This is a genomic window from Hyalangium sp., from assembly GCF_045802625.1.
In the GTDB taxonomy this organism is placed as follows: domain Bacteria; phylum Myxococcota; class Myxococcia; order Myxococcales; family Myxococcaceae; genus Hyalangium.
Genome location: NZ_JBJMQP010000096.1, coordinates 1 through 22,966 on the forward strand (window position 1 = coordinate 1; position 22,966 = coordinate 22,966).

A 22,966-nucleotide genomic window follows, 5' to 3' on the forward strand; every position below is an offset into this window, starting at 1 on the left:
CGCCGTCTGCGTCATCCCGTCCGTGGTCAGCAACATCATGGGGGTGCGCTTCCAGTTCGGTGGCACCGCGCTCCTCATCGTCGTGGGCGTGGCGCTGGACACGGTGCAGCAGATCGAAGGCCACCTCATCAGCCGCAACTACGAGGGCTTCGCCGGGCCTCGCGGTCCGCGCATCCGCGGCCGGGTCCGGGTGGCGGCCTAGCCAGTAGGTTTTACCAGGGCGCCTCTCTCCGGATGGCCGGGGAGGGGCGCCTTGTCGTTCAGGGGTAGTCAGACGTGCACGGGGAGCGAGTTCGAGGGTTGGCGCTGCGGGCTTCCCGTGCGTTCCTTCGGAGGAGCTGAGAGGAGCACATGAACCTGATCCTGTTGGGCCCGCCAAACGCGGGGAAGGGCACCCAGGCGAAGAACCTGTTCCGGGACTATCAGATCCCGCAGATCTCCACTGGGGACATCCTCCGCAAGGCCGTGAAGGAGGGGACGGAGCTGGGCAAGATCGCCGGGCCGCTGATGGCCTCCGGCGCCTACGTCCCCGACGACATCGTCATCGGCATCGTCGAGGAGCGCCTCAAGCAGCCGGACTGCGCCAACGGCTTCGTGCTGGATGGCTTCCCTCGCACCACCCCCCAGGCCGATGCGCTGGAGCGGATGCTGGCGAAGAACGGCAAGAAGATCGACGCCGTCGTCTCGCTCGAGGTGCCGCACGCCAAGCTCATCGAGCGCGGCTCGGGGCGGCGCTCGTGCCCGGTGGACGGCAGCGTTTACCACGTCTACCAGAACCCCCCGAAGCGGGCGGGGTACTGCGACAAGTGCGGCGCGGGGCTCGTCCAGCGCGAGGATGACCACCCCGAGGTCATCGAGAAGCGGCTCCAGAAGTATGACGCGGAGACGTCGCCCCTGAAGGCCTACTACGCCAAGAAGGGCCTGCTGAAGAGCATCGACGGCGTGGGCACTCCGGACGGCATCTACGCCGAGATCCGGGCGGCCATCGGAAAGGCCTGAGTGGAGAGCGGGCGGGCAATGAGGGGCCGCGCTGGGAGTGGCGCCCCCTGGCCTGCGGGTTCTTCCTCGAACACGCCTGTGTAGAAGCCCATGAGCTCCGTCGAGATCAAAAGCCCGGACGAGATCGCCCTCATGCGAGAGGCCGGCCGGATCGTGTGTGAGATCCTCGACGAGCTCGAGAAGGCCGTGGCCCCCGGCGTCACCACGTGGGAGCTGGACGCCCTGGCCGAGAAGCTCATCTACGAGAAGGGGGCCAAGCCGGCGTTCAAGGGCTACCTCGGCTTCCCGTGCTGCCTGTGTGCGTCCATCAATGATGAAGTCGTACATGGTATCCCCTCGAAGAAGCGGAAGCTGGTCGAGGGCGACCTGATGAAGCTCGACTTTGGGGTGGTGTACCGGGGCTTCTTTGGGGACTCGGCGCGCACGGTGCCGGTGGGGAAGGTGGGCCAGGAGGCCCAGGCCCTGATTGACGCGACCCGGGAGTCGCTCCAGAAGGGCATCGCCGCCTCGGTGGCGGGCAACCGGATTGGGGACATTGGCCACGCGGTGCAGAGCTACGTGGAGGCCCGCGGCTACTCGGTGGCCGAGGGCTTCACCGGCCACGGGATTGGCCGCAAGCTCCACGAGCAGCCCGATGTGCCCAACGTCGGCGAGCCCGGCTCCGGCATGAAGCTGCGCCCCGGCATGGTGCTGGCCATTGAACCCATGGTGAACATGGGGACCTCTGAGGTAGCGCTACTGGAGGACGACTGGACGGCGGTGACGCTCGATCACAAGCTTTCCGCGCACTTCGAGCATACGGTGCTGATCACCGCCCATGGCCCCGAGGTGCTCACGCGCAGGTCCTGATAGGGCCTGACGCGGAGTGAAATACGTTGTTATCATGCGGGGTTGATAGAAGTTCGGAGTAAGCGCGACACGGTACTTGCCACTTCGGGACCAAAGTGCTATCCCGCCGCGCTTCCAAGAGTTCTGTGGTCCGGAAGAGGGTTTTCGATTGCCGAAGGATGATTCGATCGAAGTTGAGGGGACCGTGATGGAGCCCCTGCCCAACGCGATGTTCCGTGTGGTGCTGGACAATGGCCACAAGGTGCTCGCGCACATCTCCGGCAAGATGCGGATGCACTTCATCCGCATTCTTCCGGGGGACAAGGTCAAGGTCGAGCTGTCGCCCTATGATTTGACCCGTGGACGGATCACGTATCGGGCGAAGTAGTCGGGTTGCCCTCGCGCCAGGCGGGGGAGCCCTAGCAGGCTTTTCTATTCACGAAGGAAGGAAGTAGCGCCATGAAGGTGCGGGCGTCCGTCAAGAAGATCTGCGACAAGTGCAAGGTTATCCGCCGTAAGGGCATCGTGCGCGTGATCTGCGCCTCCAACCCTCGGCACAAGCAGCGCCAGGGCTAACGGCCACCCCGTTGGCTCCAGACCAACTCAACTAGAAGGAACGAACGATGGCTCGTATCGCCGGTGTCGATCTCCCGCCTGCCAAGCGCGCGGTGATCTCGCTTCAGTACATCTACGGGATCGGTAACAAGACCGCCCATGACATCTGCGCCCACGCGGGGATCGAACTCGCCACGCGGACCAAGGACCTGACCGATGAGCAGGCCCGCAAGATCCGCGAGTACATCGAGGCGAACCTCAAGGTCGAAGGCGATCTGCGGCGCGAAGTGACGATGAACATCAAGCGCCTGATGGACCTGGGCTGCTACCGGGGCCTGCGTCACCGCAAGGGCCTGCCCGTCCGCGGCCAGCGCACCCACACCAACGCCCGCACCCGCAAGGGCCCCAAGCGCGGCATTGTGCGCGCCAAGCCGGCTGCTCCGGCGGGCCGCTAACCCGTTCCCCCACCTGCGCCGGTCCTTCACTGTGCCGGCGTCGATTACCTACTTCTGAGGAGCACCGACTCTCATGGCTGAAGAAGTCAACACCCCCGCCGCCGCTCCGGCCGCCCCCGAGGCTGGTGGTGAGACCGCCGCGGCGAAGAAGGCCAAGCGCAAGGGCAAGAAGAACATCCTCAACGGCGTGGTCCACATCCAGTCCACGTTCAACAACACCATCATCACGATCACGGACGTGTCCGGGAACGTGATCTCCTGGTCCTCCGCTGGCGCCCGTGGCTTCAAGGGCAGCCGCAAGTCGACGCCGTTCGCCGCGCAGGTTGCCGCCGGTGACGCCGCCGCCAAGGCCATGGAGCACGGGCTGAAGAACGTGACGGTGCTGGTGAAGGGCCCCGGCGCTGGCCGTGAGTCCGCGCTGCGCGCCCTGGCCGCCGCGGGCCTGAAGATCAACCTCATCCGCGACGTGACGCCCATCCCGCACAACGGCTGCCGTCAGCCCAAGCGCCGCCGCGTCTAATCCTCCCCCGGGCCGCTCCGCAAGGCGCGGCCCCAGACCACCTCTCGAAGGAGAAGTCCTTGGCTCGTTACACCGCCAGCGCCTGCCGCATCTGCCGGCGCGAGAACCTGAAGATGTACCTGAAGGGCGACCGCTGCTACACGGACAAGTGTGCCATCGAGCGCCGCCCCTATCCCCCCGGTCAGCACGGCCAGGGCCGCGTGAAGTTCTCCGGCTACGGCGTGCAGCTGCGCGAGAAGCAGAAGGTCAAGCGCATGTACGGCCTGCTCGAGAGCCAGTTCCGCGGGTACTACCACCGCGCGTCCGCGGCCAAGGGCAAGACGGGTGAGAACCTGCTGCAGCAGCTCGAGCTCCGCCTGGACAACGTGGTGTTCCGCATGGGCTTCGCGGACACGCGCGCCGAGGCTCGCCAGCTGGTGCGCCATGGCCACTTCACGGTGAACGGCAAGCGGGTGAACATCCCGTCGTTCGGCGTGAAGCCGGGCAGCTCCGTCGAGGTGGCGGAGAAGAGCCGCAAGGTGCTCCGCATCTCCGAGGCGCTGGAGACGGTGGACCGCCGCGGCGTGCCGCAGTGGATCGACCTGGACAAGAAGGGCTTCAAGGGCACGGTGAAGACCGCCCCGAACCGTGAAGACCTGACCATGCCGATCCAGGAGCAGCTCATCGTCGAGCTCTACTCCAAGTAAGGCGTGAGGCCCCTCGTGGGCCTGATGGCTTGCTTCAGGCGCCCTGGCGGCCACCGCCGGGGCGTCGTGCTTCTTTCTGGCCGGCATGTCCGGCCCTGGCTATTTGTCGTACCCCCGCGTGTCCATCCTCCTGCCACCCTGGCGGGTAAGTCGGTGGTGGCGCACGCTCCGAGGAGCAACACCATGGCTGATACGTTCATCGCGAAGAACTGGCGCGACCTCATCAAGCCTCGCCGGCTGGAAGTCGATCAGGACTCGCTCACCACCACTTACGGCAAGTTCGTCGCCGAGCCGCTCGAGCGCGGCTTTGGCACCACGCTGGGCAACTCGCTGCGCCGCGTGCTGCTGTCCTCGCTGCAGGGCTCGGCCATCACCTCGGTGAAGATCGAGGGCGTGGACCACGAGTTCACCACCATCCCCGAGGTGGCCGAGGACGTCACGGACATCGTGCTCAACCTGAAGGAAGTCCTCCTTCGGATGCACACGAACGAGACGAAGACCCTGCGCATCGAGGCGGAGGGCCCCAAGGAGATCAAGGCCGGTGACATCATCGCCGACCAGGATGTGGAGATCCTCAACCCCGGCCACCACATCTGCACGGTGTCCGAGGGCGGCAAGGTGCGCATGGAGCTGTCGTGCCGCCGCGGCCGTGGCTACGTGGCCGCCACCGTCAACAAGGTGGCTGGCGCGCCCATCGGCACCATCCCCATCGACTCGCTGTTCTCGCCCATCCGCAAGGTGAACTACCAGGTCACCAACGCCCGCGTCGGCCAGGTCACTGACTTCGACAAGCTGGCGCTGGAGGTCTGGACGGACGGCTCCGTGACTCCGCAGGACGCGGTGGCGTACGCGGCGAAGATCATCAAGGAGCAGCTCACGGTCTTCGTGAACTTCGACGAGACCGAGGAGCCCGTGGTCGCGGAGGCCCCGAAGGAGGAGGCCAAGCTCAACGAGAACCTCTTCCGCTCGGTGGATGAGCTGGAGCTCTCGGTGCGCTCGGCCAACTGCCTGCAGCAGGCCAACATCAAGACCATCGGCGATCTGGTGCAGCGCACCGAGGCCGAGATGCTCAAGACGAAGAACTTCGGCCGCAAGTCTCTGAAGGAGATCAAGGAGATCCTCGCGGAGATGGGCCTGTCGCTCGGCATGAAGCTGGAGAACTGGCCCCCGAAGCAGGCTCCGGTGGCGGCTCCGGCCGCTCCCGCCGCCAGCGCGGCGCCCAAGGCCTAGGCCTTCCCGTAGTGCCTCGATCCGCGCCGTGACACGGCCTCACGCGGCGCGGGCAGAGGGGGCCCCCAAAAAGGGCCCATTGGCAATGGCGAGCCTCGTGTCAGGCCCGCTCTTCCCACCCGGTACCTGATACGGCCGGAGTGGTGGAGCCCGAAAGGCTCCGGAGTCGCGGACATGCGTCACAAGATTGGACAGAGGAAGCTCCACCGCACCACGAGCCACCGGCTCGCGATGCTCAACAACATGGTCACCTCGCTGCTGGAGCACGAGGCCATCCGCACCACCGTCCCCAAGGCCAAGGAGGCCCGGAAGATGGCGGAGCGGATCATCACCCTCGGCAAGCGCGGCGGTCTGGCCAATGTCCGGCTCGCGGCTCGCATCGTGAAGGACAAGAACGTCCTCCAGAAGGTGTTCAGCCAGTACAAGGACCGCTACGCCACCCGCAACGGTGGCTACACCCGGATCATCAAGCTCGGCTTCCGCCGTGGTGACGCGGCCGAGATGGCCCTGCTGGAGCTGGTGGATCGCCCGGCGAAGGCCGCGGCCGCCGAGGGTGGCGAGGCCGAGGAGAAGAGCGAGTAGTCCGCGCTCTGAAGTGAAGTGCTCACGGAGCGTCCTTCCCAGCCGGGGAGGGCGCTCTCGTGCTTTGGGGGCCTGGAGCGCTACTCCAGCGGCTGGCCGTCCTTCACCAACTCCGCGTTGCCGTGCTTGGTGCGCATCTCCGCGCTGGTGAAGCGCTGATCGGCGGGCATGGACCCTTTGGAGCTCAGCAGGCTCTTGGGCGTGAGGGTGAAGATGCTGCCGGCGTCGATCTTCTCCACCGTCGCGCGGTACGAGCCATTCACCACGAAGACGACGTCCTCCCAGGGATCGTTGGTGGTGTTGGTGACGGTCAGGCTGGGCGCGGCCTTGGGGCGATCCGCGTTGGGCAGCACCGTGACGCGCGCGCCGAGATCCGCTGTCTTCACGCCCCGGCCCGGGCACGCGATGATGATGCTCACCAGGGAGATGAAGATCCAACCGCCGACGATCCCCGCCTTGGCCTTGACGAACCAGTCCGAGCCGCGGAAGTCCTGGGCCAGCTCCTTGACGATGGAGAGGGCGTTGAGGAACTGGTTGGAGGCCTCGGAGGCGAGGCGCTTGCTCACCTTGCCGTCGGGCTTCTTCTCGACCGGGGCCGCGCGCGCGGCGCTGATCGCCCGCATGCCGCCTGGGTTCGTCACCGTGCGGGGGATGCCGGGGCTGGAGACCGTGCGCGGAGGAGCCCCGGAGGACTCGGGGCCCTCCGTCGGCGGAGCGCTCTGTTCAGGCACCTTGCGACCTTCGCTCATCGGACACCGAGTGTAGAGGCGAGGAGCGCCCGGTGGCTACTCCTGAGCCTTGATCTGTTGCAGCGCCCGCGAGGCCAGGGCGTTGTCCGGCTGCTCCTCCAGGACCTTGAGGAGCCACTTCTCCGCCTCCTGGCGCGACGCCTTGCGCTCCTCCGGCTTGCGGGCCTTCAGCGTCTCCTCGGTGAAGAGCAGCCCCAGGCGCAGGGCGAACTCCATGTTCTCCGGGTCTTTTTCGACCACACGCCGCAGCTCGCGCTCGGCCGCCGGGAAGTCACCCTCCAACTGGTACACCATGGCCAGCTTGCCCCGAGGCGGGGCCGCCTCCGGCTGCAGCGAGGTGAGGACGCGGAAGGCCTCGCGGGCGGCGGGGATGTCCCGTCGATCCAGGCTCAGGTCTCCGAGCCGGGACCAGGCGTCGTCCAGCAGCGGGTTGAAGGCCACGGCCTTGGTGAAGGCCTCGCGGGCCGCGTCCGCGCGCTGGCGCGAGAGGTACAGCTCGCCCAGATAGAACTGGTTCTTGCCGTCCCGGGGCGCCAGCTCGATGGCCTGCTTGAACTCGTCCACGGCCCGGCCCGCGTCATCCAGCCGCTCGTAGGCCAGCCCCAGCAGCGCGTGCACCACGGCCAGGTCCGGGTAGTCGTGGAGGATCTCCTCGAAGGCGAGGATGGCCTGCTGCGGAACATCCATCTCCTGGAGGAAGCGCATGCCCTCCTCGAGCTTGCCCTGGGCCGCCTTCGGGAAGCCGGCGAACGGGTCGGCGATCTGGTTCATCAGCGCCCGGGCCGTCGTGACTTCAGCGGGAGTGGGAGAGGCTCGGACGACGGCGCTCAGCGCGGCCACGGCGCCCGCGCTGTCCCCGGTGCGGTGCAGCGCCTTGGCCAGCGGGAGCCGGATGGCGGCGCGATCCGGAGTCAGCTCGGCGGCGCGGCGCAGCGGGCCCAGCGCGGCGGCGTACTGCTCGGACTCCAGGTAGGCGATGCCGAGGCGGTAGTGGAACTCGGCCTCGCTGGGGGCCATGGCGATGGCGCGCTCGAAGGCGGCCACCGCGGGCGCTCCGGCGTCCGAGGACCGGGAGAAGTAGGCCAGCCCGAGCATGTAGTGGTTCACCGCTCGCTCGGACTGGGCGTTGCGGCGCTGGAGCTCCGCGATCCACGCATCCGTGTGGCCCGCCTTCACCTGGGCCTCGGTGAGCGCCCGGGCGATGTCGAGATCCTCCGGGCTCTTCGCGTGCAGCTCCTGCAGCAACGGCAGGGCTTTGGCGGGCTGGTTCTCTTCCAGATAGACGTGGGCCTGCTCGCGAGGGCTGAGCACTCGCTCCATCGAGGAGCCATGGCTGCAGCCGGTGAGGAGGCTCCAGCCGAGCACGGCGGCCAGGGCTTGCCGGCGGAGCAGGGAGACGCGGAGGGTCGGGAGCTTCACGTTCAAGGTCAGGAGGACTTCCGGGCGGGAGGGGACGGTTGGCCGATGCCTTCGTAACCCGCGGCGGCGACGGCGTCTTCAACGTCTCCGCCCAGGCCGCCGAGCTCCACGTTCTGCTGGATGATCTGCGCGCGGATGGCGCGAGCGAGCCCCTCGCGGTCATTCGCGGCGAAGCCCGAGGTGTCGATGGGCTTGCCGATCTTCACGTGCACGGGGCCGGGGACGATGTTCCAGGAGTTCTTGGGCATGATCTTCCGAGTGCCCTCGATGGTGACGGGGCAGATGGGCACGCGGGCCTCGAGGGCCAGCGCGAACGGCCCCTTCTTGAAGGGGAGGATGCGCCCGTCCGGCGAGCGGGTGCCCTCCGGGTAGAGGAAGATGCTGGTGCCGCCGCGGATCTTCCGCCCCGCCGCCTGCAGCGAGCTGATGGCCTTCTGCCGGTTGGAGCGGTTGACGAAGATGTGCCCGGCGATCCAGAGGTACCAGCCGATGAACGGCACCCACTTGAGCTGGCTCTTGGCCACGTAGCGGAAGTTGGCCGGCACGGCGACGAAGAGCGCGGGGATGTCCAGGGTGGACTGGTGGTTGGCCACGTAGATGGTGGGCCGCTTCGGGTCCACGTGCTCCAGGCCCTCCACCACCATCTGGGCGCCGCCGGCCCACAGCAGCACGGGCGACCACAGGTGACGGCAGATCCACAGCGTGGAGTCCCCGCCGAGCACGAGTGAAGTCAGGATGGTGAACGGGAAGAGGACCGCGGTCCACGCCCCCGCTATGAACATGCAGAAGAGCTTACGTCCCATGGGAGATCTTGAAGTGAGAGCCTGCCATACCCGGAGCGTGCGCGTGGGCTCGTTGATCGAGGTGCGCTCACGAAGCCTCCTTGGCGCCCCGGAGGGCTCCCGGGCGAGCAGAGGCATTCGGCGGGTTCTAGCATGGGTGGCCCCCGCCTTTGGTGCTGGTATGCGCCGCCCGGTGGGGCTACAAGCAGGGGTGGCGTGGCCAGGAAAAAGTTCATCGCCGTCGCGGGTAACATCGGCGCCGGCAAGACAGAGCTCACTTCGTTCCTCTGCCGCAAGTACGGGCTGACGCCGTACTTCGAGCCGAATGATCAGAACCCCTACCTGGCCGACTTCTACAAGGACATGAAGAAGTGGGCCTTCCGCTCACAGATCTTCTTCCTGACCCACAAGTTCCGGCTGCACCGGGAGATGGAGCGCCAGGCCGGCACGGTGCTGCAGGACCGCACCATCTACGAGGACGCGGAGATCTTCGCCAAGAACCTGCACCGCCAGCGCTTCATCGACCGGCGGGACTGGCAGATGTACCGGGAGCTGTACGAGACGATCTCGCAGGTGCTGACCCCACCGGACCTGATGATCTACCTGCGCTGCCCGGTGCAGACGCTCAAGGAGCGCATCCGCCTGCGCGGCCGCTCCATGGAGAAGGACATCCCCACGCTCTACCTCAAGCGCCTCAACGCCCTGTATGAGGAATGGTTCAGTAACTACAAGATGTCCCCTGTGCTGGTTCTCCCGACGGACAAGCTGGACTACCTGACCAACCTGGTGGATCGCGTGGATCTGTTCCGCCAGATCGAGAAGCACCTGTGAACGAGGTCTACGTCCTCGCCATCGAGTCGTCCGCTCCGGTGCCGCTGGCCGAGCTGCGCCAGACGTTCGAGACGGATGACGTGCGCTTCTCCCCGCTCGAGCCGGGGGAGGGGTTCGCCGTCCACGCGGAGGGGACGCGGGTGGAGGTGCGCTTCGGCATCGACGGGCCTTCCGCGTCCTGGGAGCCGCGCCTGCTGACGGGGAGCGAGGAGGCTCAGCAGGCCTTCCGGTCCGCCAAGGGGTTCTATCGCCTCTCCGTGGAGCCGGGCTCGGGGCCGCAGCCCACCGTGCCCGTGTTCGAGGCGCTGTGGTGCGCGCGCACGCTGATGGAGCACACCCAGGGGGTGCTGCTGGATCTCACCGCGTACAAGCTGCACGACGTGGCGGACGTGGTGGAGATCACCGAGCTGGACTTCGACATCCGCGATCACGTGAACCTGCACGCGGTGGCGGCCATCGAGGGTGACACGCCGCTGTGGGTGCACTCGCACGGGATGGAGAAGTTCGGCACGCGAGACCTGGAGATCTTCCACCTGGGCGAGGAGGATCTGCTGGCCGCGGAGATGTTCCTCCACGAGCTGTGCACGGACATGGCCTTCGGGCAGGGGCCGGAGCTGCGCAAGGAGGTCCACACCAGCGAGGGCCAGTCCTTCATGCTGGTGCCCTCCGAGGAGGCGCGGGTGAACCTGCTCGGCGTGCCGCTGGACACCTTCGAGGGCCACGAGTCCCTGTTCCTCAGCGTGGTGTCGCCGCTGGGGCGGCACAACACCGCGGAGCTGCTGCGCCCCTACCGCGAGCGCTTCGTCCCCGAGCCCGAGGAGCGCACCGAGTCGCTGCGGTTCGAGTCCCAGGCGCTGCTGCCCGCCTTCAAGGCGCGCTTTCAGCGCAAGGGGTTGATGGAGCCGCTCACCTTCCTGGTGCGCGCCCCCTTCGAGACGCACCCCGAGGGCCAGGAGGTGGAGGAGAACCTCTGGCTGGAGGTGGTGGGCTGGGAGGAGGGCACCGTGGTGGGCAAGCTGGTGGATGGCGCCGTCCACACCACGGAGTGGCGCAAGGGAGCCCACGTCGAGGTGGACGAGGAGCACATCAACGCGCTGGCCATCAGCCGCGAGGGGCGCACGCTGGATGAAGAGGAGATGCGCGCCCTGCTGATCGCCGAACGGCCCATGTAGGCTGCGCGCCCCATGCCCGCCCTGTTGCTGCTCACCGGCCCTTCCGCCGGCCGCCGGTTCGAGGTGGTCTCGGAGGTGACGATCGGCCGCAGCCCCTCGTGCGAGCTCCAGATCGACGACGACAAGGTGTCGCGGCGGCACGCGCGGATCTTCCTGCGCGAGGGCCAGGTGTGGCTGAGCGATCTGGGCTCGATCAACGGCACGCTCGTCAACGGCCGGCGGGTGAAGGGCGAGGCTCGTCTGCTGCCGGGCGATCGCTTCCAGGTGGGGGAGACCACCGCCACCTACGAGCCGCTCCCCGAGCCAGTCCTCGCGGAGACGCAGCCGCTGGACGCCAGCCATGTGCCCATCGCGGAGGTGCTGCCCCACGTGGGGCCCGAGGCGGGGCTGTTCTCGGCGGCGGTGGCGCTGCTGGGGGCTACCAGTGAGGCCATGGTGCTGCGGCGGCTGGTGGTAGAGGCCCTTCACGCGCTCAACGCGGACCGGGCCGCGGCGCTGCTCGGCGGGCCGGAGGAGCTGCTCACCGCGGCGGTGTCCGGCGCGGCCTCCGTGGAGGTTCCCCGCTTCATGTCGAGCCTGGCGCTGGAGATGAAGGAGGTGGCCTCCACGGGCACCGCGCTGTGCGCTCCGCTGGTGGCCTCGGGGGGAATGCCCTTTGGGGTGCTGTATGCGGAGTGCAACGAGCCGCGGTTCTCCGCGCTGGAGGTTCAGCAGGTGGCGGCGCTCGGGCGTATGGGCGGGGAGGCGTATACGGCCCTGCGCTCGCGTGCGCGGGAGGAGCAGGCCCAGGTGGAGGTGGTGGGCACCTCCCGGCCGTTCCGCCGCATGGTGGAGCAGGCCCGGCGCGCGGCGGCCAGCACGGCGCCCGTGGTCATCTCCGGAGAGCCCGGGACGGGGAAGAGCCTGCTGGCCCGGTACATCCACCTGCACTCCCCGCGAGGGCTCGGGCCGCTGGTGGCGGTGGACTGCCGGCAGCCGGCCGTGGAGGAGCAGCTCTTCGGTGGAGCCAGTGCTCCTGGGCTGCCGCCGCGCTCTTCGGCGCTCCTGCGCGCGGATGGGGGCACGTTGCTGCTCCAGCATGTGGAGGGGCTCTCGGGCGCTGTCGTCGAGCGGCTCACGCGGCTGCTCACGAGCAAGGTGGCTCCGGCGAGGCAGGGCGGTGAGGAGCCCGTGGATCTGCGCCTCATCGCAACGGCGAGCGCGCCCGCTCAGCTCCTGGCGGCCCAGGGGGCGATGGACATGACCCTGGCGATGGCGCTGTCCGGGCTGGAGATCGAAGCGCCTCCACTGCGCGAGCGCCGGGCCGACGTGCTCGCGCTCTTCGAGCACTTCTCCCAGCGGAGCGCGGGAGAGACCCGAAAGCCTGCGCCTGTGCTGAGCCCGGGGGCCCGGCGCCTGCTGGCGGACTACACCTGGCCGCAGAACGTCCGCGAGCTGAAGCTGGTGAGCGAGCGGCTCGCGCGCGTGTACGCGGGCGGCGAGGTGTACGCGCTGCGGCTGCCCCCGGAGATCCAGGAGGGCGGGGTGGTGTCTGAGCCGAGCAGCTTGCCGCGGCTTGTGGAGCGCCTGGAGCGGGAGGCGATCATCGAGGCACTCCAGGCCGCGGGCGGGAGGAAGAGCCGCGCGGCGGAGCGGCTGGGCATCAGCCGCCCCACGCTGGACAAGAAGATCGAGGAGTACGCCATCCGTGTGGAGCGCTCGCGGCGGAGCTGAAAGCCGCGGCTTCCACTCCCGCCACGGCCGGCTCCTCAGAGGGACTTGAGGAACTCGATCAGCTCCCACTTCTGGTCTTCACTCAACTCCCGAGTGCCGTACGCATGGCCCGCGTTCGAGTTGCCTGGGAGGGTGGTGTCGAACCGGAAGCCTCCGTCCCAGGGCTGAGTGTCGAAGCCCACGTTCTTGGGATCGAAGTCCCGGCTACCGACGTAGAACTGCTTGACCCGCTGCTCCGGAGGGACCAGCACCTGCCAGAGGTTCGGTACCGAGCCGTTGTGGAGATAGGGCGCCGTGGCCCAGATCCCATTGAGCGGCCGAGTCTTGTACACATTCAAGTCCTTGCCGTGCGATCTGGGCACCTTGAGGAACTCGCCGATCGCCGCCGTCGTCGACTCAATGGGCTGAGAGAGGATGGAGCCCACCACGGCGTGCAGAAGGATGTCCCAGCCGCCCGCCGTGGGGCCGAACGGCTCCCCGACGAGGACGTATTCCCTGGCGCCCTCGAGCGGGCCCGTCTTCGCCACGCGGGTCGAGAAGTTGGTGGCCATCTTTGGATCCGTCCCCACCTCCGCGAGTGGCGTCAGGACCGCGGAGACTCGCCGGGCCGGGCTGGTCCGGTCGATGAACGCGTGGCACCTCACGCAATACTTCTCATAGTGTGCCTTGCCCCTGGCGGCCTTGAGGGGATCAATGGCTGGCAGGACTTCCGTGGGCCACTGGGGGGACCAGAGCTTCTCCAGCGACTTCTCCAGCTTGCCAATGTTCTCGAAGTCGATGGAGTTCTCATATCCAGGCATGAGCCCGGACGGGGAGAGCGTGACCGACGCGAAGACTCCCAGCAGCTCGCCGGTGTTGCGGAGCAGCGGCCCCGGCGGAGTGTTCGAGGCCGAGCCGTTCCACTGCACCACGTCGTGCTGGGGAGTATCCCAGAGGAACGGGTAGGAGACCGGGGCGTCCGCGTTGGTCCGGTTCTCGGGAATGCCAAGGTCGTGAGCCAACACCATGTTCAGGATGTCCCCGAAGGCATCCAGCCGGGCGTAGCCGTACGCCACCGGAGAGGCATTGAGGTGCCGGCGAGCTTCCAACTGCGCGGTCGTCTCGAACAGGGCCTGGCGCAGCTCATTGGCACTGTCCAGGTCATAGGCGTCGCGGAGGATGGCCCGCGCGAAGCGCTCGAACTTCGCGGCATCCTTGCTGGTGGCGGCCAGCGCGGCGGCCAGCTCGTCGAAGAAGGTCGTGAAGTCCGCGAGCGTGGGGGCCCCGTCAATGCGGAGCCCCACCCCGTTGAAGTTGACCTGGCCGGTATGGCACGCGGCGCAGGTCAGCCCGATCCAGCTCTGGCCATGCTTGTCGACGTCCTTCACGAAGCCCACGGGCAGACCGTCCGGGTTCAACGGGCTCGGGTCGGCCGTGAGGTACCGGAAGCGCTCGAAGTTCGCGGTAGAGCGGAACAGGTGGGTGTTCGAGGCCTGCTCCAGGTTCAGGAACCACTCGTAGGGGAGGATCTGGGAGCCCTGGGTGGTGAACCAGAACCACTCTCGCTCCGCCTTGTTCCAGCCCTGGCTCAGGTTGACCACTTTGATAGGGCCCCCCCGGGGCGCCTCATCCTTGGAGACGGAGTGGGAGGTGGCACAGCTCTCGAGAACCAGCATGAGGCACGCCATGGCGGCGGCCCTGGGCAAACATGTCTTCATGAACAATCCTTTCCAGACTCCGAAGATCAGACATCCCCCCTCACGGGAGGTCTCGGGGGCTCTTCAAGGACTGCTCACGCCCTCTGTCTGTGAATCCAAGGCTCAGCCGACCCGGTACGAGAGATCGTGGAGGCGCAGCTCGTTCCACAACTGCTGGCACTTCTCCAGGGTCCAGCTCGCCGGGAGCGTGCGCTGCGCGTTCGAGCCACTGAGCAGCTCGCCGTGGAGGCCATGGTAGGCCGTGGTGTCGATGAAATGGACGGTGTAGCCGAGAGGCGTCAGCAACGCTTGCATGTAGCACTCCAGCACGTCCACGGCGTTGCTCGGGATCCAGACCCGATTGACTTCGGTGGGGCCGGTGTGCAGCTCGCCATGCTCGGAGAACTTCTGCGCGTTGTTCTCATGTTTGTGCAGCTCTTCCGGAGAGCAGCCGTGCTCCTGGGCGAGCTGGTTCACCTGGGTGCCTTTCCGGGCCCAGGTCCAGTAACCCACCCACTCCTTTGTCTCGATCTTCATCTGTTGGATGCCGGAGTCGCCCAGCTCTTGCAGCTGCTTCATGAGCTCGCTCTTCAGCTTCTCCTCCACCAAGGCCTCCTTCTTGCCCCAGGCTCCGTCCGCCTGATCGCCGGGCCAGGGCGGCTGGAGGCCCAGCTCCTCCAGGAGCTTCGACGCCCGGTGACGCTCCACGCGGGGCCCGAAGGGCTTCGGCACCAGGGCGTGGCCGTTGATGACTTGCAGGTTGACCAGGCCGGCCGTATGGGCGGTGCCCTGTCCGGGAACAGAGGTGTCGAACGCCACGGGGATCGGGATGAAGCTCTCGTCATCCAGCGCGAGCCCGGCCTTCAGCCGCTCCCGGAGATGAGCGAACTTCTCGCGCTGCAGCGTGGTGTTTGTCTCGCGGAACGTCCCCACCGAGAGCGAGGGGTAGCGAGCCGTGAGCTGATTCTGCTCCTTTGGCTCGAGGAGCTCATAGAGCCGGATCATCAGTCCGGGATCCGCGATGAGCACTCGGGAGGAGCCCTCTTCGGGCTGGAGGAAGGCCACCAGCTCACTGACGTGCCCGACGGCAAGCCAGGAGGTGTCGATCGGGAGCAGGGGCTGGAGCCGCTGCGACGTCAACCACTGGCGCAGCCGCGGTTCCATGCGGCCCTGCTCGCTGTCCCCGACGACCAGCTTGCCGAGCGGCGCGGGCGGGTGCTCGGTGACGGCGGGACCGGACTCGTCTGCCGCGAGCGGCGCGGTCTTGCTCGGCACGGGGGGGCTGACGAGTACGTTGCCCCCATAGCTCTGGTGGGACTCTCTGGCTCCCTTCTCGGCGAAGAAGACGTCGTTGCAGACGGGCAGCAGGCCCGGCAGCGTGGACAGGACAAGCTCGCTGAGCGAGCCCTTGGGCAGCCTCGGGAAGTGCAGGGCCACGGCCGTCTGGGTATGCTTGTCGAAGTCGCAGCAATAGCCTGCTTGGAACTGATCCTGGACCCGCGCGTTGTCTTTGAAGCCATCCTTGAGCGTGTTGAAGAGATACAGTCCATGAGCGCCGTTGCCGTGCACGAGCGCGCTGGTGCCGTGCGCGAGCGCCTGAGACGCATCAGCGGGGGACTGCAGGGATTCAGGCCAGATTTGATGGCAGGCCAGCGAGAGATCGTAGACGAACGGGTGATTCTCAGCAGGATCGTAGTACGCGAAGAGCCTCTCGCAGTGGGCCCAGCCGGGGAGGGCGAGCCAGGGGCCCAGGAGCGTGCTGCCCCACGCGGTGGGCAGGAAGCCGGCGAAGGCCTCTCCTTGGAGACTGCCCGGCTGGAGCTTCAGGGTGCCGCGCGTCGCGTCGCTCAACACGAGGTTGGCAGGAGTGAGATCCGTGGCGTGGATGGGCTCCTGGCCGCTGGTGAGCCTCTGCTCGATGACGGTGTGGTGCACCTTGAAGAGAAACTTCGGGTCCAGGCCGCAGGCGCTCTGGAGATGATCGGCCAGGGCCTCCCCCGTCAGCTCCGCGTCGGGGAGATGTACCTTGGTTTTGAACCAGCGCCCCTGACTGAAGAAATAGACATCCGTATCCATGGGTCTCCTCGAGCTTGTCGGCCTGGACGAAGGTGCGCACGCGCGTGCCAGGGTTACGCCGCCCCCAGCAGGCGTGCCTTGTTGCGCGCGAGCCACTCGGAGAACGTCTGCAGCCCCGGGTTCAGCTCGCGCGCGAAGGCAGGGTCGCGGACAGCGCAGTACTCCTTCTCGAAGTCGCGCATGAACTGGAACATGTTCGCCAGGTCCTTGGCGCCGGGGAAGTTGAACGTCCGGTACACCTCCGGCGGCATGTAGCCGTAGATGACCTCCTGGCCGAGCGCCTGTCTCAGCGTCGCGGCGATCTGCTCACCCGTCAGGTGCTCGCCGGCCAGGCCCACCGTCTTGCCGATCAGCTCGCGGCCCCGCTTGAAGATGCCGTAGGCACAGTCGCCGATGTCCTCGCTGGCGATGCCCGCGAGCTTCTTGTCCGCCATGGGCAGGACGAAGACGAGCTTGCCGTCGGGACCCTTCTTCGAGCCCATCCCGAAGCGCAGCAGGTTGTCCCAGGAGAATGTCGTGAGGAGGAACGTGGTCGGCACGCCCAGCTCCGTGAAGTGGCGGTCGCTCTCGCCCTTCACGTCGAACTGGGGGACCTTGTACTTCCCCTTCAACGTCGGCATCCGCTCATCCTCGAGCGGCATCAGGCGGCGCGTGTCCTCCAGCGTCGACCAGATGACGTGCTGCAGGCCCGCATCCTTGGCGGCCTGAGCCATTGTCCTGGCCTGGGCGAGCTCCTTCTCGGGAGCGGAGTTCTCCCAGAAGTTCGTGAGGCAGAAGGCCCCGTAGGCGCCCGCGAACGCCGCGCGCATGCTGCCCAGATCGTTCACATCGGCCGTGACGACCTCCGCGCCGAGCTTCGCCAGCTTGTGTGCCAGCTCGGAGTTTGACTTGCGCGTGAGGGCGCGCACCGCGAACTCGCCGCTGGGGTCCGCGAGGATGGCACGCGCAAGGCCTCCCCCCTGATCTCCCGTTGCTCCCACCACCGCGATGATCTTCTTGTTCATGATTGTCTCCGCATCTCGTTGTCAGCCAACTCGTTGATCGCTCTGCGCGCTCGTGTCTTCGGGGCCAGGAGAGGCGCTGCGCAGCGTGGGAAGGAAAGTCCGCGCCAGGCCGGCGAACGCGTGGAGCAGCCGCTTCTCTCCGCGCCGCAGCAGGAGGCAGGTGCGCGCGTTGCGCGAGAGCTCCGCATCCCGGAGGAGCTGCTCGTCCTCCTCCAGCGTCGTCTCGAAGCCCGCGAGCCGCGCCTCGCAGAGCTCACCGAGCGTACGGAGGACCCGCTCCTCGTTGTCCACGCTCAAGGGCTCAATGACGCCCAGGCCCCCGCTGGCGTTGGCAGCGGAGGTGATGCTGGCGAGTTCCTCCTCGTTCGCATGGGCCACACGGAGGAAGGAGAACATCGCCGCGGTCGTTGCGTGATCGTAATAGAGGGGCACCTCGAAGCGGCGCAGCGCGGTGGGGCTGGACAGCCCCAGGAGCTCCCGCTTGACGAGCGCCAAGGGATCACTTTCGGGAATGCCCAGATGGAGCAACAGCTCATCCTGAGGGTTGTCCTCGGGCACGAAGCCGTAGTTGAGCAGGAAGCGGAAGTTGGACTTGACTCCGTAGCTGATGTGGAATTCCTCGCCTGCGGACACGGCCTCTCGCGCCACCAACACGAAGGCCGTCTCGTCCGCGGAGGGTCCCCACAGGCCATGGGGAGACTGCCGGTGGTTGAGCATGTCCGCCAGCGGCACGAAGCACCGGACGAGCTTTCCGCCCAGCTTCATGCCGAAGGTGCGGCTGACGAGCACGAGCTGCGCCCAGAGGAACGCGTCAGGAGTGAAGCGCGAGAATCCAGGAACACGCTCGCACAGGAAGGCATACTCGCCCAGCAGCAGCGCCCTCCATCTCGCGACCTCCCCCAGCATGGCGGAGCCCTTCAAGAAAGAGAGGTCGTGCTCGTCGAAGAAGAGGGGCAGGTGAGGGAAGGCGGCCGGCAAGGGATCGAGATAAGGCTTCCAGCAGGAGTTCTCTCGCGAGCGTTCCTGGAGGAGGAAGGCGGCCAGGCACGACTCCTCGCTCGCGGAAGGGGCATGAGCCGCGATACGGCGGCCGATGTCGGAGGCGCTGGCGACGTCGAACGTCAACAGGCACCCCCGTGGCACTCGGAGCACCTCCTCGCCCGGAGCAATATCGGCCCGGGCAAAGACGCCGCGCTCGCCGCCCTCCAAGTAGTCGATTCGCAGTTTGGGGAAGGAGGCTCCTGCCTGTTCAAGCCATTCCAGCGAGAAGGGCTCGTGCGCCGGATGACTGTCCTTTGGGGTACTTGGGTCTGCCTGAAAGTCGGTGCTCATTGGCTCCGCCGTGCGGCGTGGGTGCGCCAGGAAAGACGTGGCAGCGGAGGTGGTTGTGATTTCCAAGGCTCAGCGAGGCAGGTCCGTGGTGAAGCTCCAGAGCAGCGAGCCAGGAGGAGTGCGCTCACCCGCCTGTCAGCCAGAGCCCTCGTCCGCTCTCCTGGAGCTCACATCCCTGAAGGATGAGAGCCTTCTGCATTCCATGCGAGTGCGCACCTGTGCCTGGAGGCACTGCCGGCGTGTCTTCTTCCTCTGCGCGCGCTGCAACCGGGGCAACCTGTACTGCTCGCGGAGCTGCGCGCAGAGGGCCCGGCGGGTGAGCCTGAGGGCCGCGGGGCAGCGCTACCAGCGCAGCCGCAGGGGCCGCTTCAAGCACGCGGCCCGTCAGGCCAGCTACCGGCAGCGGCGGAGGGCGCTGCAGAAAGTGACGCATCCCTCTACGCAGGAGCCGCCGACTCTCGGCAATGTGGTCTCTCCGACGGAGAACACGAAGCACACCCTCATACCGCTCTCCGCCGGGCGAGAACATGCAACGAAGCCTCAGGAGTTCGGGAGTGAACAGGCGGGGGCCGCTGCTCGAGCCACCCGGCAGGGCGCCTCGGCGGGCCTGTCCGGCCGCCTCATGGGTGCGTCTGGTGGCGAGGAAGGAGCGCGGGCCACCACCTCCCTGGAAAGCCCCCGGCCCGAGTGGCAGTGCATTCGCTGTCAGCGCTCGCTGAGCGCCCTGCGCCAGACCCTCCTGGCGGTGGCGCTCCCCTCAGACAGGGCCTAGCGGCAGTCCATCACATCGGGTGACGCCGCCGCGTTGCCGCTCCAGTTCGAGACGAAAAGCCTCTCACCCGTGCGGGCGCTCCGCGGGTGGCGAGGGCTGATAGGGATTGAAATGTCTTCAGACGTTTGAGTGTGCCAGGTTGTGAATATTTCGTTTGAGTTTAAAGGCTTTTCACAAACAAAGGGCTGGTCCGTCTCCAGGGGGCACTTTCCGGCACAGGACCCGTGAAATCTCCCTCGAGCCCCTCTTCTTTTTGGCAGGTCTGGTTGCAGCACAAAGACCATTTGCATCAACAGAGCCTTCGTCTGATGGGAGGGAGTGAGCCCGATGCGGACGACGCGCTGAACACCGCCATGCTTCGCGCCTTGCAGCGGTTCTCTTCCTCGAGTGGAGAGATCCACAACGAGAAGGCCTGGCTGAGCCGGATCCTCTACAACGTCTGCATGGACCTTCACCGCGAGCGCCGGCGCCGGGTCGACCCGGAGGAGCTGCTCGAGGAGGCGGAGATCTCGTGGGGCGCGCCTCTGGAGGACTCACCGGATGAGGTGCTGCTCCAGCGCGAGCGGGCCGAGGAGATCCACGGCTGCATCGAGGCGCTGCCCCTCAACCTGCGCAAGCCCTTCACGATGCGCTTCCTGCAGGACATGTCCTATGCGGACATTGCCCTGCACCTGCAGCTGACCAACTGCAACGTGAGGAAGCGCATCCAGCTTGCCTACGGCATCCTCCGCGTCACGCTGGCGGAGGTGCTCCTCGCGCGCTGAGCCCAGGCTGGCGCCCGCCATGAGGCGAGGCGCCACCGCCGTTCGTGAGGCTCAGGGGCGCGGATCACCGGCCGGGTCCTCCGGCCGTGGCTCCGGCTTCACCTCGCTGGGCCCAGGCCTCGACTCGAGCCCCGCCTCCATTCGCGCGACCAGATCCTGGGCCAGCCGCTCGCTGAAGCCGGACACGAAGCACAGCGCGAGGAAGAAGAAGGACTCTTTGGGGCCGGGAGCTGGCCGCTCGAGGGGGATCAGCCCGGAGTTCAGCAACGCGATGGAGAAGATCGCGAAGCAGGCCCCCACCACCGGCTTGGAGAAGCCGGCCATCACCATCGAGGCCGGCGTGGTGCCTTGCAGCTCTTTGAAGTCCTGGATGCGTACCAGGATGCTCGTCACGCTCCCCACGGCGCCGCCCACCACGGCCAGCAGCAGCAGATGGAGGGGGATGCCGAAGAACGTTTCCCCCGAGGCCATGATCCATTGCTGGCCCAGCACCGCCAGCACCAGGACGACGGTGAGTGAGCCTCCCAGGCCGAGCATCACCTGGACGGAAGGGGAGTCCGTCTTCAGCACGGCCGCCAGGCGCAAGGGGTGCAACGCATCCGCCAACTGGGACGCGAGCCGCTTGCGCATGTCCCGGGCAAACCGCAGGTTGGGCTTTTCTCCCAGCAGCGCGATGATCCCCAACTCGAGGCAGTCGACCGCGGCGGGCCCGAGCGTGGACGCCGCCTGCTCGCGCAGGTAGAGCAGCAGCGCCAGCTCCTCCTGGATACGTGAGTCGAGGGGCTCGGCGAGGCGCTGGCGGAGCCGCGCGTTCAGATCCGAGTCTCCGGGAGGCAAGGGCGGCTCGTCTGGCGGCGCTTCAGGCTCGGGGAGGGGGGAGGGCGGGGCCAGAGACGAGGCGCCGTCCATAGGGAGCACCTGGAACTGCTCGCTCATATGGGACCTTCTAGGACGAGAGATGAAAGGCTCTGAAGAAACGTCGCAAGCCTCGAGGCTGTGAACGCTCGCCCCGGGCCGGGCCCCTACTCCGGGAGGATGCGCGTCCGCACATAGCGGCCCGGAGCTGCTTCGATGGGGTGCAACGCTCCATCCCCTGGCGATCGGGCCGGGACACGCGGTCCCGAACGTTCAGACAGCCAGGCGTCCCAGTCGGTCCACCAGGAGCCCGGCCGCTCCACAGCGCCGGTGAGCCATGCGTCCGCATCCGGCGCCAGTGGCTCTGGCTCGGCCACCCAGTGACGGTACTTGTTCGCCGCTGGCGGGTTGATGACGCCGGCGACGTGACCGGAGCCCGCAAGGACGAACCGTTTAGGGCCGGAGAAGTGCCGCAGGCCCCGGTACACGGAGCGGAAGGGAGCGATGTGGTCCTCCCGGCAGGCCTGCACGTAGAGGGGGATGCGTACCCGGCCCAGGTCGAGCGGCGTCTCCCCGAAGCAGAGGGCTCCCGGCTGCACCAGCCGGTTGTGCAAGTACAGCTCTCGCAAGTAGGTGGCGTGCGCTCGCGCTGGCAGGTGCGTCGGGTCGGAGCTCCAGTACAGGAAGTCGCTCGGGGCTGGCTCCCGGCCGAGCAGGTAGTTGTTCACCACGAAAGGCCAGAACAGCTCCTTGGCCCGGAGCAGGTTGAAGGTGGTCATCATGTCGACCCCGTCGAGGTATCCCCGCTGGCGCATGCTCGCCTCCAGGTGCTCGAGCTGGGGCCCGTCGATGAACGCGCCCAGATCGCCGGGCTCGCTGAAGTCCACCTGCGTGGTGAGCAGGGTGGCGCTCTGGATGCGCTCGTCTGCCTGGGCGGCCAGGTAGGCCAGCCCCGTTGCCAGCAAGGTGCCACCGATGCAGTAGCCCAGCGCGGACACCTGCTGCTCCCCGGTGGCCCGGGTGGTGGCCTCGAGCGCGGGCAGCAGCCCACGGAGCAGGTAGTGCTCCAGGTCCACGTGGGCGTGGCTCGCGTCCGGGTTCACCCAGGAGACGAGGAACACCGTATAGCCGCGCTCCACCGCCCAGCGGACGAAGGAGTTCTCCGGACGAAGATCCAGGATGTAGTACTTGTTGATCCACGGAGGGATCACCAGCAACGGGCGCCGGTATACGGTGGCCGTGGTGGGCCGGTACTGGAGCAGCTGGAACAGGGTGTCCTCGTAGATGACCTCGCCCGGTGTGACGGCCAGGTTCTCTCCCAGCTTGAAGGTGCGGGTGTCCGTCATGCGAGGTGCGAGCCGGCCCTGGCCGCGCTCGAGATCCGTGAGCAGCGCCTCCAGTCCGGACCGCAGGGTGCGGCCGCCAGACTCCCGCGCGGCGCGGAGCACCTCCGGGTTGAGGACAGGGAGGTTCGAAGGGGCCAGGGCCTCGGTGAGCTGGCGGGTGTAGAAGCGGGCCTTGAGCGCCGTGGGCCTGTCCACCCCCTGGGCGTTGGCCACCACCTGCTGCAGCCAGTCCGCGCCCAGCAGGTACGAGCGGCGGGCGAAGTCGAAGAAGGGGTTCTCCGTCCACGCGGGATCGCGGAAGCGGCGGTCCTCTCGCGGCGGCGGCGCGGTCTCGCCAGGGCGCGCCAGGGTCTGACAGAGGCTCGCGGAGCGCTCACACAGATCACTCCCCGCCGTCAGCAGCTGCTCGGGGTTCATCGCCGTCCGGAGGAGCACCTCCAGGAAGGCCCGCCGCATGTGCCTCAGGGAAGCGTCCTCCGCCGCCTCACTGGCCCTGTGCTCGAGCCAACGCGCCAGCACCCCGCAGGCCCGGGCCATGGCTCGGACCTGCTCCAGCCGCTGTGCATCTCCATCGTCGGCATCCATCCGAGGCCGCTCCTTCCTGGCAAAGCCGCGCAAGG

General features: G+C 67.4%; 23 protein-coding genes and 1 pseudogene. 15 read left to right on the forward strand and 9 right to left on the reverse strand.

Annotated elements, in window-relative coordinates:
* The 10 genes and pseudogenes from ACJ8AT_RS17645 to rplQ form a co-directional block, all read left to right on the forward strand.
* Nucleotides 1-202: pseudogene (locus tag ACJ8AT_RS17645) on the forward strand (preprotein translocase subunit SecY); the annotation flags it as partial.
* Between the two features lie 149 nt (nucleotides 203-351).
* Nucleotides 352-999, forward strand: a complete 648-nt coding sequence (locus ACJ8AT_RS17650; protein ID WP_407738921.1) for an adenylate kinase — start codon at nucleotides 352-354, stop codon at nucleotides 997-999.
* A gap of 90 nt (nucleotides 1,000-1,089) precedes the next feature.
* Nucleotides 1,090-1,848 carry a type I methionyl aminopeptidase gene (map, locus tag ACJ8AT_RS17655; protein WP_407738922.1) on the forward strand — a complete coding sequence of 253 codons (759 nt, stop codon included), beginning with the start codon at nucleotides 1,090-1,092 and terminating at the stop codon, nucleotides 1,846-1,848.
* Between the two features lie 148 nt (nucleotides 1,849-1,996).
* A complete protein-coding gene (gene infA, locus ACJ8AT_RS17660; RefSeq protein ID WP_002614803.1) occupies nucleotides 1,997-2,215 on the forward strand; it encodes a translation initiation factor IF-1 in 219 nt (72 codons plus the stop codon).
* Between the two features lie 71 nt (nucleotides 2,216-2,286).
* The gene (gene rpmJ, locus ACJ8AT_RS17665) at nucleotides 2,287-2,403 is read left to right on the forward strand and encodes a 50S ribosomal protein L36 (protein WP_002614755.1); all 117 of its coding nucleotides are present in this window, start codon (nucleotides 2,287-2,289) and stop codon (nucleotides 2,401-2,403) included.
* Between the two features lie 47 nt (nucleotides 2,404-2,450).
* Complete coding sequence (rpsM, locus tag ACJ8AT_RS17670) at nucleotides 2,451-2,837, forward strand: 30S ribosomal protein S13 (RefSeq protein WP_407738923.1); 387 nt, start codon at nucleotides 2,451-2,453, stop codon at nucleotides 2,835-2,837.
* Between the two features lie 73 nt (nucleotides 2,838-2,910).
* Nucleotides 2,911-3,357, forward strand: a complete 447-nt coding sequence (gene rpsK / locus ACJ8AT_RS17675; RefSeq protein WP_407738924.1) for a 30S ribosomal protein S11 — start codon at nucleotides 2,911-2,913, stop codon at nucleotides 3,355-3,357.
* Nucleotides 3,358-3,416: 59 nt separating this feature from the next.
* Nucleotides 3,417-4,043: a 30S ribosomal protein S4 gene (gene rpsD / locus ACJ8AT_RS17680; RefSeq protein WP_407738925.1), complete on the forward strand. Its 627-nt coding sequence runs from the start codon at nucleotides 3,417-3,419 to the stop codon at nucleotides 4,041-4,043.
* Nucleotides 4,044-4,226: 183 nt separating this feature from the next.
* Nucleotides 4,227-5,273 (forward strand): DNA-directed RNA polymerase subunit alpha, encoded by a 1,047-nt coding sequence (locus ACJ8AT_RS17685; RefSeq protein ID WP_407738926.1) that lies wholly within the window; start codon nucleotides 4,227-4,229, stop codon nucleotides 5,271-5,273.
* 174 nt (nucleotides 5,274-5,447) lie between these two features.
* A complete protein-coding gene (gene rplQ, locus ACJ8AT_RS17690) occupies nucleotides 5,448-5,855 on the forward strand; it encodes a 50S ribosomal protein L17 (RefSeq protein WP_407738927.1) in 408 nt (135 codons plus the stop codon).
* Nucleotides 5,856-5,935: 80 nt separating this feature from the next.
* Here the strand turns inward: rplQ and ACJ8AT_RS17695 are convergent, their stop codons facing one another.
* Genes ACJ8AT_RS17695 through ACJ8AT_RS17705 form a run of 3 tightly spaced genes read right to left on the reverse strand, consistent with a single transcriptional unit; the run spans nucleotide 5,936 to nucleotide 8,826 of the window.
* Entirely contained in the window at nucleotides 5,936-6,604 is a 669-nt protein-coding gene (locus ACJ8AT_RS17695; RefSeq protein WP_407738928.1) for a hypothetical protein, read from the reverse strand.
* 36 nt (nucleotides 6,605-6,640) lie between these two features.
* A complete protein-coding gene (locus tag ACJ8AT_RS17700) occupies nucleotides 6,641-8,023 on the reverse strand; it encodes a tetratricopeptide repeat protein (protein ID WP_407738929.1) in 1,383 nt (460 codons plus the stop codon).
* Nucleotides 8,024-8,031: 8 nt separating this feature from the next.
* Entirely contained in the window at nucleotides 8,032-8,826 is a 795-nt protein-coding gene (locus ACJ8AT_RS17705; protein ID WP_407738930.1) for a lysophospholipid acyltransferase family protein, read from the reverse strand.
* A gap of 195 nt (nucleotides 8,827-9,021) precedes the next feature.
* Here ACJ8AT_RS17705 and ACJ8AT_RS17710 point away from each other — a divergent pair, with 195 nt between their 5' ends.
* The 3 genes from ACJ8AT_RS17710 to ACJ8AT_RS17720 are packed head-to-tail and all read left to right on the forward strand — an operon-like array spanning nucleotide 9,022 to nucleotide 12,521.
* Entirely contained in the window at nucleotides 9,022-9,636 is a 615-nt protein-coding gene (locus ACJ8AT_RS17710) for a deoxynucleoside kinase (RefSeq protein ID WP_407738931.1), read from the forward strand.
* Nucleotides 9,633-10,808 (forward strand): DUF2314 domain-containing protein, encoded by a 1,176-nt coding sequence (locus ACJ8AT_RS17715; protein ID WP_407738932.1) that lies wholly within the window; start codon nucleotides 9,633-9,635, stop codon nucleotides 10,806-10,808. The genes ACJ8AT_RS17710 and ACJ8AT_RS17715 overlap by 4 nt, the downstream gene beginning before the upstream one ends.
* Nucleotides 10,809-10,820: 12 nt before the next feature.
* The gene (locus ACJ8AT_RS17720; RefSeq protein WP_407738933.1) at nucleotides 10,821-12,521 is read left to right on the forward strand and encodes a sigma-54-dependent Fis family transcriptional regulator; all 1,701 of its coding nucleotides are present in this window, start codon (nucleotides 10,821-10,823) and stop codon (nucleotides 12,519-12,521) included.
* Nucleotides 12,522-12,556: 35 nt separating this feature from the next.
* Here ACJ8AT_RS17720 and ACJ8AT_RS17725 read toward each other — a convergent pair whose 3' ends face one another.
* The 4 genes from ACJ8AT_RS17725 to ACJ8AT_RS17740 all read right to left on the reverse strand — a co-directional run bounded on the left by ACJ8AT_RS17725 (nucleotide 12,557) and on the right by ACJ8AT_RS17740 (nucleotide 18,609).
* A complete protein-coding gene (locus ACJ8AT_RS17725) occupies nucleotides 12,557-14,218 on the reverse strand; it encodes a di-heme-cytochrome C peroxidase (protein ID WP_407738934.1) in 1,662 nt (553 codons plus the stop codon).
* A gap of 102 nt (nucleotides 14,219-14,320) precedes the next feature.
* Nucleotides 14,321-16,273 (reverse strand): protein-arginine deiminase family protein, encoded by a 1,953-nt coding sequence (locus ACJ8AT_RS17730; protein ID WP_407738935.1) that lies wholly within the window; start codon nucleotides 16,271-16,273, stop codon nucleotides 14,321-14,323.
* A 53-nt stretch (nucleotides 16,274-16,326) separates the two neighbouring features.
* The gene (locus tag ACJ8AT_RS17735) at nucleotides 16,327-17,277 is read right to left on the reverse strand and encodes an NmrA/HSCARG family protein (protein WP_407738936.1); all 951 of its coding nucleotides are present in this window, start codon (nucleotides 17,275-17,277) and stop codon (nucleotides 16,327-16,329) included.
* Nucleotides 17,278-17,298: 21 nt separating this feature from the next.
* A complete protein-coding gene (locus ACJ8AT_RS17740; protein WP_407738937.1) occupies nucleotides 17,299-18,609 on the reverse strand; it encodes an SET domain-containing histone-lysine N-methyltransferase in 1,311 nt (436 codons plus the stop codon).
* A 202-nt stretch (nucleotides 18,610-18,811) separates the two neighbouring features.
* On the opposite strand from ACJ8AT_RS17740, the gene ACJ8AT_RS17745 reads away from it, so the two are divergent.
* Both ACJ8AT_RS17745 and ACJ8AT_RS17750 read left to right on the forward strand, forming a co-directional pair.
* Complete coding sequence (locus tag ACJ8AT_RS17745; protein ID WP_407738938.1) at nucleotides 18,812-19,381, forward strand: hypothetical protein; 570 nt, start codon at nucleotides 18,812-18,814, stop codon at nucleotides 19,379-19,381.
* A 224-nt stretch (nucleotides 19,382-19,605) separates the two neighbouring features.
* Nucleotides 19,606-20,145 (forward strand): RNA polymerase sigma factor, encoded by a 540-nt coding sequence (locus ACJ8AT_RS17750; protein WP_407738939.1) that lies wholly within the window; start codon nucleotides 19,606-19,608, stop codon nucleotides 20,143-20,145.
* Between the two features lie 51 nt (nucleotides 20,146-20,196).
* On the opposite strand, the gene ACJ8AT_RS17755 is transcribed toward ACJ8AT_RS17750, so the two are convergent.
* Together ACJ8AT_RS17755 and ACJ8AT_RS17760 are read right to left on the reverse strand one after the other, a co-directional pair.
* Nucleotides 20,197-21,081 (reverse strand): hypothetical protein, encoded by an 885-nt coding sequence (locus ACJ8AT_RS17755; protein ID WP_407738940.1) that lies wholly within the window; start codon nucleotides 21,079-21,081, stop codon nucleotides 20,197-20,199.
* A gap of 86 nt (nucleotides 21,082-21,167) precedes the next feature.
* A complete protein-coding gene (locus ACJ8AT_RS17760; RefSeq protein WP_407738941.1) occupies nucleotides 21,168-22,931 on the reverse strand; it encodes a PHA/PHB synthase family protein in 1,764 nt (587 codons plus the stop codon).
* Nucleotides 22,932-22,966 lie beyond the last annotated feature (35 nt).